Origin of the sequence: Pollutibacter soli (assembly GCA_029269725.1) — a bacterium.
Classification (GTDB): domain Bacteria; phylum Bacteroidota; class Bacteroidia; order Chitinophagales; family Chitinophagaceae; genus Pollutibacter; species Pollutibacter soli.
This window is the reverse complement of the sequence record JARJHS010000013.1, coordinates 108727-125643: the sequence shown is the minus strand read 5'-3', so window position 1 is coordinate 125643 and position 16917 is coordinate 108727. Positions and strand designations below refer to the sequence as shown.

Below are 16917 nucleotides of genomic sequence, written 5' to 3'. Positions count from 1 at the left end.
AGCAGGTGGAGAAAATTTCTGAATTGACTTGTAGAAACTTTTAACAATGCTGAGCTTTCGCTTCGGCACCACAGCCTTTTACATAGCAGTAGTAAGTGGTAAGTAGCAAACAGCCGGCGGTTGATGGTGATAAAGTTAGAGTTTCTGATAATTTTTAGAGCCTGATTTTTTCATGTGGCGTCAATATGACAATACTTAAGCATAACGACGATTAAGGACTTTTAAATTCAGTTCGCCACTTTGTTAAATCCATTTCCCACAATTCATTGCTTCGTACAATATTAAAAAAGCCTGTGTTATTCATCTGAATTACACAGGCTTTATCCACAAATAATGAAAACTAAATTCTATATTTTAATTGAATGCGGCATGCTCAACATCTCGCAATCAGGCGTCCGGAAATGGTACTTCGTATTTTCCTTCCCTTACCGGCCATTCGATTTAAGGACAACCATATCTTTTTTAACCTGGTCGTCGTGTGTTTTTTTCACGATGTAATACCATTGTCTTTCCGGGGCTTCAACGAAAAAAACGTCCCCTGTTTTTGCTTTTGCAACTGCGTCCTGGAATTCTTTCGGCATCATCATCTCGCCAAAAAACCAACCGGTGTCGCCATGGGTTTCGTTACCATCCATGGTGTATTGATCCGAAAGTGCCTGGAAGGAAGTGCCACTATTGGCTTTCTGAACGATGATATTTTTCAGCGAATCAATTTCACGTTTTGAAAGAGATCCGCCATCAAGAAAAACATAGCTGGCGCGATACTGAACTTCTTCTTTGGAATCAAGGACTTTATAGGTGGTATATCCCACATGAAACACATCGCCTTTTTTCTGGCCAAGCAAACGCTTTGCAATCACTGTTGTATCCTTTCCCCAGGAAATGTTCATGATCACTGGTTTCAGACCGGGATTGGCTTCTATATACTTTTGAGCTTGCTCCATGGTATTGATTTTCTGGAATTGTTCGTTTACGGTGAGCTGAGCAAACATCGGAACGGAAACAAAAAAGAATAAAACGGACAATAGACTTTTCATACGTTAATGTTAATATCAATACAGAACTCCACCTGATTGTTATGTACGGAAATATCCGTCGTGGAGGATGGAGGCAAGGTACATTTTTTTGAAGATTATTGAGGTGAGCGGGTCAACGATGATATCAAGGAAAATGTTAATTATTAGGCAGCAGGCAACATACACTAAGCAATGTACTTGTGAAACAACTTCAGGTTTTCAGCCTGCCTGTCTTGCCTGGCGGACAGGCAGGCAGGTTTTCGGTTTTCAGTTTTCTGAACTTATCCTGTATTTGGTATCCTCTATACTCCCTCACGCTTTCCGTGACTATAGCCGGGCCGGGATGAAAACCTTCATCGTGTAATTTTGCAATGCATTTCCGGCAGATAAATAGTAGAAACAGATGAGTAAAAAAATTCCTTATTCGGTATTGGACCTGGCGACTGTGCGTGAAGGTTATTCGATTACTGACACTTATGAAAACAGTTTGCTGCTGGCGCAAACCTGCGAGCGGTTAGGTTATAAAAGATACTGGCTGGCCGAGCATCACAATATGGAAAGCATCGCCAGTGCCGCAACTTCAGTGTTAATCGGCTATATCGCCAACGGAACAAAAACGATTCGTGTCGGATCCGGCGGGATTATGTTACCCAATCACGCGCCGTTGATGGTAGCTGAACAATTTGGTACGCTTGGATATTTGTTCCCGGACAGGATTGATCTTGGTCTTGGTCGCGCACCAGGTACCGACCAGGTAACGTCTATGGCTTTGCGCAGAGATCGCTTTGCAGGTTATGATTTCCCGGAACAGGTGCAGGAATTGCTGGGATACTTTTCTGCAGATAATAAAAATGCAAAAGTGCGGGCAATTCCCGGCGAGGGTGTTGATATTCCCGTTTGGATATTGGGTTCCAGTACAGACAGTGCGTATCTCGCAGCAGCATTGGGATTGCCTTATGCGTTTGCCAGTCATTTTGCACCGACATACCTGATGGATGCATTACAGATTTACAGGAGCCGATTCAAACCATCGCAATACCTCAGGTCTCCATATGCCATGGCAGCAGTAAATGTGATTGCAGCTGACACCACCGGGGAAGCGGAGTTGATGTCCACATCACTCAAGCGTATGTTCGCGGGTGTGATCAGAGGCAATCCAAAAGCATTGCAGGCTCCGGAAGAGTTACCGGGAGATTTTTTTACCAGCGGGGAAGAAGCAGCCTTGCATTCAATGATGACTTTCAGTTTTCGTGGTAATCAGACAACGGTGAAGCAGAAGCTGGATTCATTTGTATCGATGACTAAGGTGGATGAATTAATGATCGTTACGCATTTGTATGATCAGGAGGCGAGGAGGAGGAGTTACGAGTTAATTAGTAAATAGTTGTTACGAGGCAGCATAGAGCAGATGGATGCAGTCAGGTTGAATACACAATACAGGTGGTATTGAGGAATATCCGTAGACTCCGACATTGTTTCTTCCCAGTTAAAACCAGATCACAGAGCAAACAACAGCGTATTTACGAAGCAGCCGAAAAGAGCAAAATCACACTGTATTTTCCCTGTGGGCTTGTAACCAGCCTGTCTCTCCTGTGTTTGACTTTTGCCAGGTAGTAAAAAGCAGGTTTCCAAAAATCCGGGTGATATAAAAAATATGACATACGGTAAATGCCTATGACGCGCTGCAAGCATCGGTAGAAATTTCCTAAGTTGTTACAACTGCATTTTTTTTTGTTCTGCGTTGTACGTTTCACCTTCCCCGTTTTTCTTTAAACATACAACCTTCCACTTTCAACTCTATGATGTCCCCAATTTTCCCCAACAAGGCAAGCATAAACTTTTGTAAATTGTATATCACCTTCAATTCTTTTGTATGAAACCGCTGAAAAAACTTGTTCTCCCCGCGATGATCGTTATATCATTTGCGTTTGTTCCATTCCACCATGGCTGGGCGGATTATGATCAACAGAAAGGTTTTGAATTTACAGGTGTCGTAACGGAATTTGTTTTTGAAAATCCACATGCACGTATCAGACTAAAAAATGACAAGGCCGAATGGTTAGTGATACTTGCTCCTACTTCACGAATGATTGATCGGAACGTTCCCACAGATAAGCTCAGGGAAGGAAATACTGTAAAGGTGTACGGCTACCCCCACAAAAAGGTCAAGAATGAAATGCGGGCGGAAAGAATTTTTGTAGGAGATGCAAAATTTGAACTGCGTAAATGATGATCATTTCGCTTGCTGAGTGGCTTCGGTCGGTAGAAGCAAGTGCCCTCGCTACCACGATCCGGCAATCATTGTGGTTATATCCTTTCCTGGAAATCATACATATCCTCGGTATCGTAATGGTTGCCGGTGCTGCAATATTATTTGATCTTCGATTGCTGAATATCACTTTTAAAATCCCTGTTTCACAAATGGCAAAATATCTTCTGCCATGGTCGCGACGGGGATTGTTTTTAGTCATTCCATCCGGCATTCTGATGTTTATTACCAATGCGGAAGCACTTGCTGAAAGCGGCACATTTCAACTGAAAATGATTTTGCTCGTAGCGGCAGCGCTGAATGCGTTCATCTTTGATGTTTTGGTTTTCAAACCTCATTTGAAAAAAAGCGAAGCAGAACCCGTCAGATCACTCTCAAAACTCAATGCTGTTTTTTCTATCATGGTGTGGATAGGGATTATTTCCTGTGGAAGATTAATTGCGTATTTATAGAAGTCTTCAAAAAAAAATCATCGATCCAACGGATCTTATGAGTAGGCTTCACTGTGGGCTTTTTTATCCGCGGATTAAAATCCGCGGTTATAAGAAAATCGATCCTACGGATCTAAAAGGTGATGCGATCCTACGAATCTTTTTACCTGATGGAACCAAAAAAAAATCATGATAGAAATAATGTCTGCACCGAAACTGACTCTGAACTTTTGAAAATCCATCCTGTAAACTTATACAGAGCCGTCAGGCTCGACAAATCTTATAAAGGCGGATTTCAATCCGCCGCAACGGATCGATAGCGAAAACAAGAGCCGTGAGGCTCGACCAATTTAAATGGTCACAAAAAATCATCGATCCTACGGATCTTATGAGTTGAGTTCACTGCTGGCTTTTTTATCCGCGAATTAAAATCCGCGGTTATAAGAAAATCGATCCTACGGATCTATAAGGTGATGCGATCCTACGGATCTTATTACCTGATGGTTCCAAAAGAATCCTTGGTAGAAATAACGTCTGCAGCGAAACTGACTCTGAACTTTTGTAAAAATCCATCCTGTAAACTTATACAGAGCCGTCAGGCTCGACCAATCTTATAACGGCGGATTTCAATCCGCCGCGCCGGATCGATAGCGAAAACAAGAGCCGTGAGGCTCGACCAATTTAAATGGTCACAAAATATCATCGATCCTACGGATCTTATGAGTTGGGTTCACTGTTGGCTTTTTTATCCGCGGATTAAAATCCGCGGTTATAAGAAAATCGATCCTACGGATCTATATGGTGATACGATCCTACGAATCTTTTTACCTGATGGTTCCAAAAGAATCCTTGATAGAAATAAAGTCTGCAGCGAAACTGAATCTGAACTTTTGAAAAATCCTCCTGTAAATTTATACAGAGCCGTCAGGCTCGACCAATCTTATAACGGCGGATTTCAATCCGCCGCAACGGATCGATAGCGAAAACAAGAGCCGTGAGGCTCGACCCATTTTTGGGAACTCTCAGAATCAAAAATTTATCTAACTAAAGAGAAAAACTCAAGTTACTACTTAATTTTCTTCCCTGGCATTTCTCTGCCACCCTGGACCAATACAAGACTTTCAACCACATTCGCCGTATTTCTTTTGAATTCAATCTGTGCATCAACTACTTTCAGGAAAAAGAAATCCGTTTTCTCCGCAAACAATTCATGTTCTTGCTGACCGGTTGGATGCACCGTGAGTTTTCCGGACTTCACAGCAATATCAAGTTTAAAACCCGGCGCCAGTTCATATTCTCCTTCATATTGTTTGAGAACATCTTCGCTCAGGGACACCGCAACACGTTCTTTTGGAAGTTCGTAAGGCTTGTTATAAAGAATAGCATATATGCTTTCAGTAATTGTACTCAGGAAGGAATTTGATGCGTTGTTCAGCAAAACAATACAGATTCCATCAGCCTGTACTATGGATATATTTGTTGTGAAGCCATGAATACCACCACCATGAGCAATGCGAAGTTTTCCATCAACCGAGTCAATCCCCAGGCCAAAACCGTATTTGTTTAGCACTGGCGTAGAAGCCATTTGTTTCGAAGCAGCAGAAATGATTTTATTATTTTTCAAACTGAGATACCACTTATAAAGATCGCTGGTCGTTGAATACATCGCACCTGCAGAAAAAGAAACGGATGAATCAACAATGGGCGCTTTTACCTGAACCTGTTCGTTGATTCGCATATATCCAACCGCCTTTTCCCTGACAGAAAGATTCGTAAAATCAAAACCGGTATGCGTCATCCCCAGCGGTTGAAAAATCATTTTTCTTGCTGCCTGGTAATATGTCATTTTTGTAACATCTTCAATGATAAACCCCAACAATATATAAGCAGAATTGGAATATTCCCATTTTGTACCCGGTGAAAATTCCAATGGTTTGTTTTCAAACAACGCCATCACCTGTTTGCGGTTTAAGGGTTTGGTGATTTCGTTGTTCATGAATGTCGCATCATTCGTATAGCTGTAAATTCCTGAAGTATGAGTGAGTAAATGTTTGATCGTGATGCTATCGCCTTTTGGATAAGACGGAAAATATTTACTCAGTTTATCATTTATATTCAGTTTTTTCTGTTCCTGTAGTTTCAGGATCATAATGGCTGTGAATTGTTTTGTAATGGATCCCAGCTGAAATACAGTAGCTGAATCATTATTGATTTTATCCGCGGCATCCTGTATACCGTACCCTTTGTTCAATAAAATCTGATCGCCTTTTGACACCAGTACAGCACCATTGAATTTGTACTGCTTTGCATAAGCAGACATCAATTCATCCAGTTTCGACTGCGCGCTTTGTGCGTTTGCAGAAATGCAAATAAGAAATAGTCCGACGCTTAAGAAAAATCCTTTCATACGAATCAATTTAACTGCAAGTTTAGTGAATGTAGTTCTCCCGAACGGGATTAGTTTGACGTTGGTTTTCGGTTAGAGGTTACACGAACAGCCGAGGCAGCAGATATCCACAACCTGCATTTGAAAAAGCAGTATTGATTTAATTCCGAGGTTTAGACTTCCGGTTCCCGGCTGCTTTTAATCCCAGTTCCTGATCAGATTATGTACAAATCGAAGATGTATGCCGAGTCCAAAACTACCGTCATCTGCGGCGGCGACGAGGATGCCGATGGGGGTCTGTTTTTCAAAATCATCTTTGCGATAAACAATTCCCCCCGATGAACCAGCGAGATCGATTTCCGTTTTCTCGAAATCGAATTTGAAAATCGCAGGATTCTCCCTGTCGTTTCTCGGATTCATGGCATAGTAATTACACTGCCTGGTTTTATAAGGAGATGAACCGATAACCTGCAGATACTGATCCGGACAAAGCTCTGTACTGGTGTCGATATCAGTGATCTCGATTGCTTTGGAAAACATGAAATGCATAGCAGAATCGCTTTCATCCAGTTTGATGATGGCGATATCAAGTAGCTTATCAGAAAGAGAAAATGTGCGGTAATTGGCCTCGCCTGTCATCGAATCGACAAGGTTGATAAAGAATGAAGACTTTATTTTCGGGTATTCGGAACCGAAATGCAGGTATTTATAAGAATGATCGATCGTCGATTTCGGCCAGTATTTTTCAAACTTTTTTGGAGTTTTAGCAACAACATGCAATGCTGTGACGAGGTAATAGTCAGAATTGTTACGGAGAACAATTCCTGTCCCGATATTCAACCAGTGATGATCATTGGTAGGAAGAAGGGTAACCACTTTTTGATGCGTCAATTCCTGCCCCAGCGAACAAAGGGGCAAAAACAGGCACAGCAACAGCCGGTCAGTTGATAACATTTCTGGTAGATGCAGTGGGTTTAATTTTCCATAAAATAGGGAAAAAAAGGCAATAGGCAATACAAGGCAACAGGCAGCGGGCAACAGATCGGTTTCAATTTTTTATATTGATTGGAAATCAGGTTGATTATAATAAGCATCTAATCCAAGAAAGCATTATTGGGGATTATATTACATACGACGCTATCAAATGCCGCTGTTTCCATTTGCCTCTTTCCCGTCGCCCGGCTAAAGTCGAAATACAGAGCAGCAGGCAAGTTAACTGCACAGAGAAAATACAGAGACTTTTTATTATTGCCTGACCTAAGTCAAAACGCAAAGCAACAGCCAAGCTAACAGCCCGCAAAGAAAATACAAAGAATCGCTCAATTCATTTAATCATAAAACAATTATACGCTCGGGTTCCGGTTGTTCCCTATCGCTATATAGCTTGAAAACTTGCAGTTGAAAATTAACGATCTAAATTTTCAAGTTATTTTGGATAAAAACATAGCGTCGCGCTAATAGTGAGACTGCCTTCTTACTAGTGCCTATCTAAAATTCCTCGCCTCCGGGAACACCTTCTCCTGCGCTTCTTCCCTGATCTGCGATCGTTTATTCTGACCTGGTGGAACTGTTTTTTCATCGGCTCTTGACAAAGTCAGTATCGGAAGATCTTCATTATTATTTGAAGTCAGCTTCCGAAGCAGTTTTGAAAAATCATGACAACGTTTTACGATGACATGAATTACTTCTCCTTCACGTTGTAGTTTTCCTTCAACCATGATCAACCTGGATTGCAGAATTTCTTTTCTGAATTTTTCAAAAAGATTTTCAAAAATGACCAGGTTGGCAAATCCGAATTCGTCTTCAATCGTCATGAAGCAAATACCACCTGCAGTGCCAGGTCTTTGCCTGACCAATACAAGCCCGGCAACACTTACATTTTCACCATCCGGTTTTATATTCATTTCTTTTGTTGACAATACCCTTAACATATTCAGCTTCTCTCGTATAAAACTTACCGGATGTGCTTTTAATGAAAGGGATACTGCACTATAATCATGTACTACATGCTCAGATACACTCATCGCAGGTAATGTTACCTTTTCTTCTTTTGATTCATCCGTGGGCTGATTTTTAAATAAAGCAAACGGACGATCGTGCCTGTTCGTTATATCCCACAAAGCCTGTCTTCTGTCCAGACCAATCGAACGAAATGCATCAGCATCAGCAAGACGCTCAAGTGTTGCCTCAGTTATTCCTCCTTCACGCAACGAATTGATATCCGGGTAACCACCATTTCTTTTTTCTATCAACACTTTCATATCTTCTTCACGTAAACCTTTCACCTGCCGGAATCCAAGTCGAAGAGCAAAATACTCTCCGCATTTTTCTTCAAGTGTATTATCCCAGAATGAATGATTGATATCAACAGGTCTTACCATCACATTATGTTTCTGTGCATCCTGAACAATCTGAGCAGGTTGATAAAAACCCATCGGCATACTATTAAGTAATGCACAGGCAAAAACATCCGGATAAAAACATTTGATCCAGCTGGAAACGTATACGAGCAAAGCAAAACTCGCGGCATGACTTTCAGGAAAACCATAACTGCCAAAACCTTCCAGTTGTTTGAATACCCTTGCTGCATATTCCTCCGGATATCCTTTTTTAGTCATGCCTTCAATCAATTTCTGTTCGAATTTTGTAACTTCCCCTCGTGCTTTAAACGTTGCCATGCTGCGACGAAGTTCATCCGCTTCATATGGAAGAAATCCTGCAGCAACAATTGCAATTTTCATCGCCTGCTCCTGGAAAAGTGGAACGCCCAGTGTACGACTCAGAATATCTTCCAGTTCCTTTGATGGATATTCTACCTTTTCTTCACCATTTCTTCTTCTCAGGTAAGGATGCACCATGTCTCCCTGTATTGGTCCCGGTCGAACAATCGCTACTTCGATTACAAGATCATAAAAACACCTAGGCTTCAGTCGTGGGAGCATCGTTTGCTGAGCTCGGCTTTCAATCTGAAAAACGCCAATGGTATCTGCACGACAGATCATGTCATACACTTCAGGATCATCCTGTGGAATATTGGCTAAAGTAAAATCACGGTTATAATGTTTTTTTGCAAGATCAAAAGCTTTCCTGATGCAGGTTAACATTCCAAGTGCAAGCACATCAATTTTCATAAAGCCAAGTACATCGATATCATCTTTGTTCCATTCGATGCAGGTACGGTCCTCCATTCTTGCATTCAATACCGGGCATAAATGAGATAATTTTCCCTGCGTAATTACAAAGCCTCCGGTATGTTGCCCCAATTGTCTCGGAAAACCCATATACTGTTCTGTAAGCTGAAGAACTTTCAAAAGGTGTTTATCGTTCGGATCAAAACCCTGTTCATTAATTCGTTTTCCTTCGAACCATTCTGTTGTAAATTCCCAGATAGAAGATGAAAGTTTATTAATAGTATCTACTGATAAACCCATGGCTTTTCCAACATCTCTTATGGCTCCTTTCTGATGTTGTTGAGTAACTGTGGCAACGATTGCTGCGCGATCTCTTCCGTATTTGCGATAGATATACTGAATCACTTCTTCTCTGCGCTCATGTTCAAAATCAACATCAATATCAGGCGGTTCATTTCTTGCTGACGAAATAAATCTTTCAAAAAGAAGATCAAATTTTGTTGGATCAACAGATGTAATTCCTAAACAATAACAAACGGTTGAATTAGCTGCCGAGCCTCTTCCCTGGCATAGAATATCATTTTCCCTGGCATATCTTACAATATCATATACGGTTAGAAAATAGGATGCGTAATTCATTTCTTCAATGAACCTGAGTTCATATTCAATGGCAGCTTTTGTTTTTTCATCCAGCTTTTCTCCAAAAGCACGTTCAGCACCATTCCAGGCAAGAAGAGTTAACTCTTCCTGTGGCGTTCTTCCTTCTGTTGTTATTTCTTCAGGATATTCATATTTCAATTCATCGAGCGAGAATGTACAGGCCTCAACAATTTCCTGCGTTCTCCTGATTGCATCAGGATATTGCCTGAATAAACGATTCATTTCCGTTTCATCTTTCAGGTAGCGTTCGGCGTTAGGATGCAATCTGAATCCAGCATTCTGAATCGTACATTTTTCGCGTACACAGGTAAGGATATCCTGTAATTGTCTTCGTTCTGCAACATGATAATGCACATCATTTGTTGCAATCATGGGTACTCCGGATCGTATCGATACCTCATTCAACTGGTATAAATATTTTGCATCATTGCCCTGGTATTTCCTTGTTGCAGCCAGGTACAGATTTTTATTTAATACATCGCGGTATTCATTCAGCTGAGTGATAAAAGATGAGTCGAATTCAAAATTTGCATTCAACTTATCGGGAGGAATAACTATGCATTTGAAGTCTTTGATATATTCGTATACGTCTTGTTTGTATAAATGACATTCTCCTTTTTCTGCCCTTAAATTTCCTTTGCTCAGCAACTCACACAATTGCGAATAAGCCTTGATATTAGCAGGATAAACCAGCAGACTCAATCCATCCAGTAAATCCAGCCGGCATCCCGTAATAAGTCTGATGCCCGATGATTTTGCTGTTGCGTGCGCACGTACAATACCAGCAAGTGTGTTTCTGTCAGTTACTGCCAGTTCCTTGTACCCCAGTCCCCAGGCCTGTTCCGCCAGTTCATGGGGATGTGATGCCCCACGCAGGAAACTGAAATTGGAAGTGATCTGGAGTTCAGTGTATTTCATAGTGAGCAGGAGTGGGGAGGCAGGAGATTGGAGGCAGGAGAATTAGGTGTTAGGGAAAAAGTTACAGGCATCAGTTTCAACTTTTGATTACCTGTAACATTAATCCTGTAATGTATTCTGTGAAGAAAGTGTTTGGCTTTATACAAGAGTAATCGAACAATTTTACCTAAGAATAGTCGATTGTACATCTGAAAATCATTTTCCTTTAAACTTGTCACTAATTACTGTTTACTAAATCTCTGCCTCCAATCTCCTGCCTCCAACTAAGCAAAGTATCCATGCAAAAACCATTGATAATTCTTTTCTTCATTATAATGTCCAAGCCGGAATAGCCAGAAGCGATGTCCTGTTTCATTTTCAACATAATAATAATCCCGATGCTGTCCGTCCTGCAACCACCATTCCTGTTCAATCCTTTCAGGTCCGTCCGCCTTAACTATTTTATGCAATACACTCTTGTGCCGGAATAACATAGGTGGATAATCCGGAATAGGTGCTGTTACTTCGATCAGTTCCGGAGGCGATAGTAATTGAATTGGTCGCGGTTTATGTGTAGGCCATTCGGATGCTGGTTTTTCATCAAGACTAACAACAGCTTTACAGGAACGCTCCGGCCAATAATGTTCGTCAGGTACAAACCTTCGAATCACGCTATTGCAAAGCTTTCCTGATATACGATCGAGCAGTTCTGGAATCGCTACATCATTCAGGCCAGGAGATGTAAGCCATAAATTTTCCTGCAGTATTGAAATATCTTCCACAACCGGTGCTTCAAGAATAAAAAGTTCGATGCCCAATGCTGGTTCAATTTCTGTCAGCTTGTTCTCAAAAAGTTTAAAAAGATGTTTTGTATTTGATGAAGGTCTGTTGGTACCGATTTCAATCTCTTCGATTTTATTATCGATACGAAAGGCTTTGAATTTTGCTTTGCGCAGCCCTTTTTCCTCTTTGATCAATCGGCTGCAAATATTTTCGATTAATTTTTTTAATGCAATCTCAATTCCTGTAGCGGTTGATATTGGTTCCAGGCAGGGTAATCTTTCCTGGTAGGTAACCACAGGAATTTCAGGAATGATCATTTCAATTTCATATCCCAGCGCCTGGTTGATTTTCTTTATGAACTGCTTTCCGAACCTTCTACGCAATGTATTCGAAGGAATATGCATGAAATCTTTTACCCTTCGTAGTCCAAGTTTGTTCAGTTTTTCCACTGCATCTTCTTCCAGGCGCAATGCGATTGCGGGCAACGGGAGTAACATTGTTTGTTGCTGAGCTGGCGCGGCAATGGGTGATTCCAGTCCATATCTTGCTAATGCCCATGCAGCACCAATTGTATCGGCCATGCCTACACGAACCTGGTATCCCCTTTCCTTCAGTTTGCTGACGATATCTTTAAGGTATTCTTCTTCACCTCCCCATAAATGAGCGCAACCTTTTGCGTCAAGAATAATTCCATCCGGAAGATCTACAGCCACTGAAGGTGAATAACGGATACACCACTGTGCAAGTTTTTTTAATAATTTTTCTGCACTCGAAGGATTATCATTTATGACTTCAATTGAGGGATAAACAGCCCGCGCATCTGCAAGTACCATCCCCTGAACAATACCTTTTTCATTGGCCAATGCATTCGCTGTACTGATCACCATACGCCCATGATCGGGTAATACAAATACAAGTAATTTGTCTTTTTGTAAAGGATTACGGATGGTGAAACAATCCGTTTTCAGATAACGGAACCATATCGACACAAATCTCCCTGCCATACTAACCCGTTTTCTTTTGAAGAGGTATTGATTGTTCCGGAGTTGAAGTCAGATACCTGAATCGACCCCATGCCCAGGCGATTTGCCAAACGCCGGGTTTCCCGTTCCTGACTTTCTGCAGATTTACATTCCAGCAGGGAAAACCAACGCCTGGCATATCACCCGCTATCAGGCCTGGCAATGAACTTATCTTCCAGCGGGTTACACAGGCAGTTGTATTCAGGTTGCGGGGATTCTTACGAATGATAAAACCTGTAACCTTACTTTCTTCAACAGCCAATTGCAATCTTCTTGATGCAGTAAAATTGATTTCCGGAATCTCTCCGATCACGGTAGCAATACTATTGCATTTCAAACTTTCTTCTATCGCCCATAAAATTTCTTTGTCTTTTTTCAGATCGATAAAAATGATTCTGTCAGGATCGATATTATAAAACTTCAGTGCTGGCGGAAATAAAGTGCGGCGCTGACCAATCCAGATTGCGATATTATTTTTATTCATGAGGTGTGAAACAATCACAGAAATAAATGCAGTAGTACAGGCATGATCTCCTGTCGAATCGCAAATAAATTCATGCACGGCACCTAAGGGAAAGTGATCCTCCGGAAAAGCATATTTCATTTCACCCAAAGCCATATTCAGAGGAATATTTTTTTGAGCATGTCTGATACCCTGCAAGGGTAAGATCTCTTTCTGCAATTTTGAAATGATATGTGCTTTGTCTGCTGGCATAAGGCCCTGATAAAAATCAGTGCTTAATTATTTAGTAAATATACTAAAATATTTAGTAAATAAAATATTTTCGAAATAAATTCTGTTAGAGTGGAGAGCAGGAGTATGGAGGCAGGAGAGCTAGGTATTAGAGGAAAGCGTCAGGCAATCGAGAATGCGTTTTCTGATTATTTGAGTTGAATTTATATACCCAGCTATACCCTAAATGATTTGAGATCTTATTTATAATTCTAAGGTGCGGTAGGCTAAATGCTTCTCACTATTTCTCCTGCCTCCCATCTCCTTACTCCCCACTAAAAAAAAGCACCTGAAAAATCAGGTGCTTTGGGCGAAGCCCTATACGGAGTTACTTAAAGAAGTTTCCGCTATATAGAAGGGTGTGGATTTTTCTTAAAGTGTACAGATCTTTGGATTTGCTTTCTTCTAAATCAGATATATTTAAATTTTACAGTTAAATACCGATCTGTTCTGAATACAGATCTGATTAACTGTTCTGTTCAGCTTCTATAAATCAAATGCCATGCCCTATAGAAATAAGGGGGATGGGATGAGTAAATCCAGTCTGTTTGTGTAATTGTATGGACAGTTTCAATGGTTTAAGCGTATTGTTTTCTGACTTTATCAATAGCTGAATTGTATTTTTTTATTCAACATTCATTTAAATCACTGAATTTCGGGCATCAAAATTTACCAGGATGATTTCTGCTTTTGTAAGATTGACTAGAAAAAATGATTTAATAAAGTATCCATTATTGATTGTAGTGATGATCGTGATGTTCACTGCATGTAAGCCAGGTATTAAAACCACGGGTGTTTGGGTAAATAAAGAAAAGAAAATAGAGCAACCATATAAAAATGTATTCATAGTGGTTTTACTGAATAATATGGAAATGAAACAGGCATTGGAAAGTGATTTATTGGATGCAGCAAGAGCGAAAGGTCTTACAGCCCATACCAGTATTGCTACTTTCGGACCATTGCCGGGGTTTACCAATATCCCAGATAAAGCTTATTTTCTTCAAAAAATGAAAAACCTGGGTTGTGACGCAATTCTGACCGTTGCATTAGTTGATCAGAAATCTGAAACACGGTATATCCCTGCAAGCGGCGGAATTTACTCTCCCTATGCTGTTTATCCTTCCTATGTTCACTACGGGACATTTGGTTCTTACTGGGGATATGCATCAACTTATTATTCCCCCGGTTATTATGAAACGGAGAAGACCTATTTCGTTGAGAGCAATTTATACGATGCCAATACAGAAGAAATTCTGATGTCGATCCAGTCCAAATCTGATGAGCCCAAGAGTATCCAGAAATCGAGCAAGCTGTATACAAAAATGCTGATGGAGGAAGTTGAGGATGCGAAAAAGACCAGGCTCAAGGCGATGAAATGATTTTAAACCTGGCAGGTTTCTAACTTTTATGAGAACGCTTCACAGGCTTAAACAGCCGGCAAATTTTACCTGTTGTGGTTGTCCTTTCCTAAGCAAATTACTACCGCTTGGTTTTCAAAACCTGGCAGGTTTCAGAAACCTGGCAGCTCTTCTAAACCTGGCAGGTTTTATAGACCTGGGAGGTCTTAGACCTCCCAGGTTGGCATTTTCGAAGCGATTTAGTTATTACCACTATGGTTTTTGCACTCCCGGTCTTAATCCGCGGATGAAATACTATGTCAGTTGTCGCTTTCAAAAGGAATTTTGCCCCCCGGGGCTGGACTTTTTAGCATGTAAGACCTGGCAGCTCTTCTAAACCTGGCAGCTCTTCTAAACCAGCCAGGTTTTATAGACCTGGCAGGTCTAAGACCTCCCAGGTTTGTTAGAAACTGATTCAGTTTAATAGGCAAAAATGCACGCTGACTACTTCTTGCTTCCCGGAATCATTATCCCCAATCCTCCGTCAATCCTGAATGCCTGACCGGTAATAAATTTTGCGTGATCGGAGGATAGCCAGGCAACGAATTCTGCAATTTCATCCGGATCGGCCAATCTTTTTGCAAGATGCATTTCCTCGCTTTCTCTTAGGCTGGATGCAGGATCAGCTGATTGAGCTATCAGACTTTGAAATAATGGAGTATTTACTGAACCGGGACAAATGGCTACCGATCGGATCTCCGGCGCATAGTCTATCGCAATACATCTTGTTAAACCTAACTGCGCCTCTTTTGATGATGCATAAGCCGCCACCTGTGATTGAGATACTATCGCCTGTACACTTGACATGTTAATCACAACACCAGCGCCGCGGTTCTGCATGTACGGTATCGCATATTTCGCGCAGAGAAATCCGCCCCGAACATTGACAGCAAATGTTTTATCCCACTGCTCAACGGTACACTCTGTCACCCTTGCATAATACTGGATCGCTGCGTTATTCACCAGCACATCAATACCGCCAAATATTTTTGCAGCATAGTCAATGGCATTTTTTACTTCTGCTTCAACAGTAATATCAGTCTTCAAAAACAACACATGGTCGTCAGCTGCCGATGCCAGTTCAGCACCCTGTTCATCGATATCCAGGATGACAACATTTGCATTTTTTCGACGAAAGTTTTTTACGCAGGCAGCACCAATGCCTTTAGCACCACCGGTGATGATCACCGTTTTATTTTCGAAATTCATTATTTATCTTTTGTGATGTGAAACAAGAGGTAAACCCTTTACACCGATATCGATTTTTGTAATATGCCAACGGCCAAGATTAGCCGTAAATAACTGATCCAGCTCCTTTCCTCCAAATGCGATATTCGTTGGGTTTGAAAGCGTATGTGATTCCCAGTCTTCGACGATTGCTGTTGTAAATCTATCAGGCGTGACTTTATAAATCACATTTGGCGTATAACAGGTAACATAAAGATTTCCATCAACATCAAATGCGATACCGTCAGGCACCGTTTTTGGAAGTGTGCAAAAAAGTTCTTTCATACCTGCTGATCCATCAGCATTAATCCTGATCCTTTCAACACCAGGCAACCAGGAACTGACAACATACAACCATTCCTGTTTCTGATCAAGTGCCATTCCATTTGTAAAACTGAAAGGCCCGTTATGCCAAATTTCAGAATCACCATTCGAATGAATTTTAAAAATTCTTCCGTTGACTTCGTTGAAGTTTCCACTGTCGGATACATAAAGATTCCCTGTACTGTCAAATACGGGGTAGTTGGGAAGCATAAACCCTGAACCTGCAATTCCTTCAGTATATTTCTCCAGTTCCATGGAACGCATGTCCAGTTTCCATACACATTTCTTTCCATTGTCGCAAAGCGCCAGCCACTCACTGCCAGGGCTAAACGCAAGTCCCAGTACAAATCCGCCGGTATCGGCCATGATATTTACTTTGGCTTCAGGCGAAATTCGATATACCTGACCTGCTTCACCGCCTGCCCATACTGATCCGTCCGGATGAGCAGCGATGCCTTCAGGATGATCGAGACCTTCAGCAAAAACTTTTGTCTTTTTGAATAGATCACTCATGTTGAATTCATTATAATTCATCATGAAAATAGCGGAATTTTTTAATAAAGCCATTAACATGTATATACAAGCAGGATGGTTAAATGGGGATTGCAGATGAAGTGAGAACTCGCGGCGTTCATCGTTGA

General features: G+C 41.2%; 12 protein-coding genes. 4 read left to right on the top strand and 8 right to left on the bottom strand.

Annotated elements, in window-relative coordinates:
- Positions 1-425: 425 nt before the first annotated feature.
- Complete coding sequence (locus P2W82_RS23405) at positions 426-1037, bottom strand: peptidylprolyl isomerase (RefSeq protein ID WP_336518387.1); 612 nt, start codon at positions 1035-1037, stop codon at positions 426-428.
- Between the two features lie 382 nt (positions 1038-1419).
- Between P2W82_RS23405 and P2W82_RS23400 the strand changes: the two genes are divergently transcribed.
- The 3 genes from P2W82_RS23400 (at position 1420) to P2W82_RS23390 (ending at position 3737) form a co-directional block, all read left to right on the top strand.
- Positions 1420-2400: an LLM class flavin-dependent oxidoreductase gene (locus P2W82_RS23400; protein WP_336518386.1), complete on the top strand. Its 981-nt coding sequence runs from the start codon at positions 1420-1422 to the stop codon at positions 2398-2400.
- Positions 2401-2889: 489 nt separating this feature from the next.
- Positions 2890-3246: a DUF6152 family protein gene (locus P2W82_RS23395; RefSeq protein WP_336518385.1), complete on the top strand. Its 357-nt coding sequence runs from the start codon at positions 2890-2892 to the stop codon at positions 3244-3246.
- Entirely contained in the window at positions 3243-3737 is a 495-nt protein-coding gene (locus P2W82_RS23390; RefSeq protein WP_336518384.1) for a DUF6644 family protein, read from the top strand. The genes P2W82_RS23395 and P2W82_RS23390 overlap by 4 nt, the downstream gene beginning before the upstream one ends.
- Before the next feature lie 1045 nt (positions 3738-4782).
- On the opposite strand, the gene P2W82_RS23385 is transcribed toward P2W82_RS23390, so the two are convergent.
- The 5 genes from P2W82_RS23385 to P2W82_RS23365 all read right to left on the bottom strand — a co-directional run bounded on the left by P2W82_RS23385 (position 4783) and on the right by P2W82_RS23365 (position 13310).
- Entirely contained in the window at positions 4783-6123 is a 1341-nt protein-coding gene (locus tag P2W82_RS23385) for a serine hydrolase (protein WP_336518383.1), read from the bottom strand.
- Between the two features lie 177 nt (positions 6124-6300).
- Positions 6301-7035, bottom strand: coding sequence for a hypothetical protein (locus tag P2W82_RS23380; protein ID WP_336518382.1), 735 nt, complete (start codon positions 7033-7035; stop codon positions 6301-6303).
- A gap of 551 nt (positions 7036-7586) precedes the next feature.
- Complete coding sequence (locus tag P2W82_RS23375) at positions 7587-10811, bottom strand: error-prone DNA polymerase (RefSeq protein WP_336518381.1); 3225 nt, start codon at positions 10809-10811, stop codon at positions 7587-7589.
- A gap of 263 nt (positions 10812-11074) precedes the next feature.
- The gene (locus P2W82_RS23370; protein ID WP_336518380.1) at positions 11075-12577 is read right to left on the bottom strand and encodes a Y-family DNA polymerase; all 1503 of its coding nucleotides are present in this window, start codon (positions 12575-12577) and stop codon (positions 11075-11077) included.
- A gap of 1 nt (position 12578) precedes the next feature.
- Positions 12579-13310: an ImuA family protein gene (locus tag P2W82_RS23365; RefSeq protein ID WP_336518379.1), complete on the bottom strand. Its 732-nt coding sequence runs from the start codon at positions 13308-13310 to the stop codon at positions 12579-12581.
- A gap of 695 nt (positions 13311-14005) precedes the next feature.
- Here P2W82_RS23365 and P2W82_RS23360 point away from each other — a divergent pair.
- Positions 14006-14707 carry a hypothetical protein gene (locus tag P2W82_RS23360; protein ID WP_336518378.1) on the top strand — a complete coding sequence of 234 codons (702 nt, stop codon included), beginning with the start codon at positions 14006-14008 and terminating at the stop codon, positions 14705-14707.
- 462 nt (positions 14708-15169) lie between these two features.
- Here the strand turns inward: P2W82_RS23360 and P2W82_RS23355 are convergent, their stop codons facing one another.
- Together P2W82_RS23355 and P2W82_RS23350 are read right to left on the bottom strand one after the other, a co-directional pair.
- Positions 15170-15934, bottom strand: coding sequence for an SDR family NAD(P)-dependent oxidoreductase (locus tag P2W82_RS23355; RefSeq protein WP_336518377.1), 765 nt, complete (start codon positions 15932-15934; stop codon positions 15170-15172).
- A 3-nt stretch (positions 15935-15937) separates the two neighbouring features.
- Positions 15938-16843, bottom strand: coding sequence for an SMP-30/gluconolactonase/LRE family protein (locus tag P2W82_RS23350; RefSeq protein WP_336518376.1), 906 nt, complete (start codon positions 16841-16843; stop codon positions 15938-15940).
- Positions 16844-16917 lie beyond the last annotated feature (74 nt).

Excerpts from the sequence above, each read along its gene's own strand:
- P2W82_RS23390 (WP_336518384.1), top strand. The coding sequence starts at position 3,243 with ATGATGATCATTTCGCTTGCTGAGTGGCTTCGGTCGGTAGAAGCAAGT.
- P2W82_RS23360 (WP_336518378.1), top strand. The coding sequence starts at position 14,006 with ATGATTTCTGCTTTTGTAAGATTGACTAGAAAAAATGATTTAATAAAG.
- P2W82_RS23375 (WP_336518381.1), bottom strand. The coding sequence starts at position 10,811 with ATGAAATACACTGAACTCCAGATCACTTCCAATTTCAGTTTCCTGCGT.
- P2W82_RS23385 (WP_336518383.1), bottom strand. The coding sequence starts at position 6,123 with ATGAAAGGATTTTTCTTAAGCGTCGGACTATTTCTTATTTGCATTTCT.
- P2W82_RS23405 (WP_336518387.1), bottom strand. The coding sequence starts at position 1,037 with ATGAAAAGTCTATTGTCCGTTTTATTCTTTTTTGTTTCCGTTCCGATG.
- P2W82_RS23400 (WP_336518386.1), top strand. The coding sequence starts at position 1,420 with ATGAGTAAAAAAATTCCTTATTCGGTATTGGACCTGGCGACTGTGCGT.
- P2W82_RS23355 (WP_336518377.1), bottom strand. The coding sequence starts at position 15,934 with ATGAATTTCGAAAATAAAACGGTGATCATCACCGGTGGTGCTAAAGGC.
- P2W82_RS23395 (WP_336518385.1), top strand. The coding sequence starts at position 2,890 with ATGAAACCGCTGAAAAAACTTGTTCTCCCCGCGATGATCGTTATATCA.
- P2W82_RS23350 (WP_336518376.1), bottom strand. The coding sequence starts at position 16,843 with ATGGCTTTATTAAAAAATTCCGCTATTTTCATGATGAATTATAATGAA.
- P2W82_RS23365 (WP_336518379.1), bottom strand. The coding sequence starts at position 13,310 with ATGCCAGCAGACAAAGCACATATCATTTCAAAATTGCAGAAAGAGATC.
- P2W82_RS23370 (WP_336518380.1), bottom strand. The coding sequence starts at position 12,577 with ATGGCAGGGAGATTTGTGTCGATATGGTTCCGTTATCTGAAAACGGAT.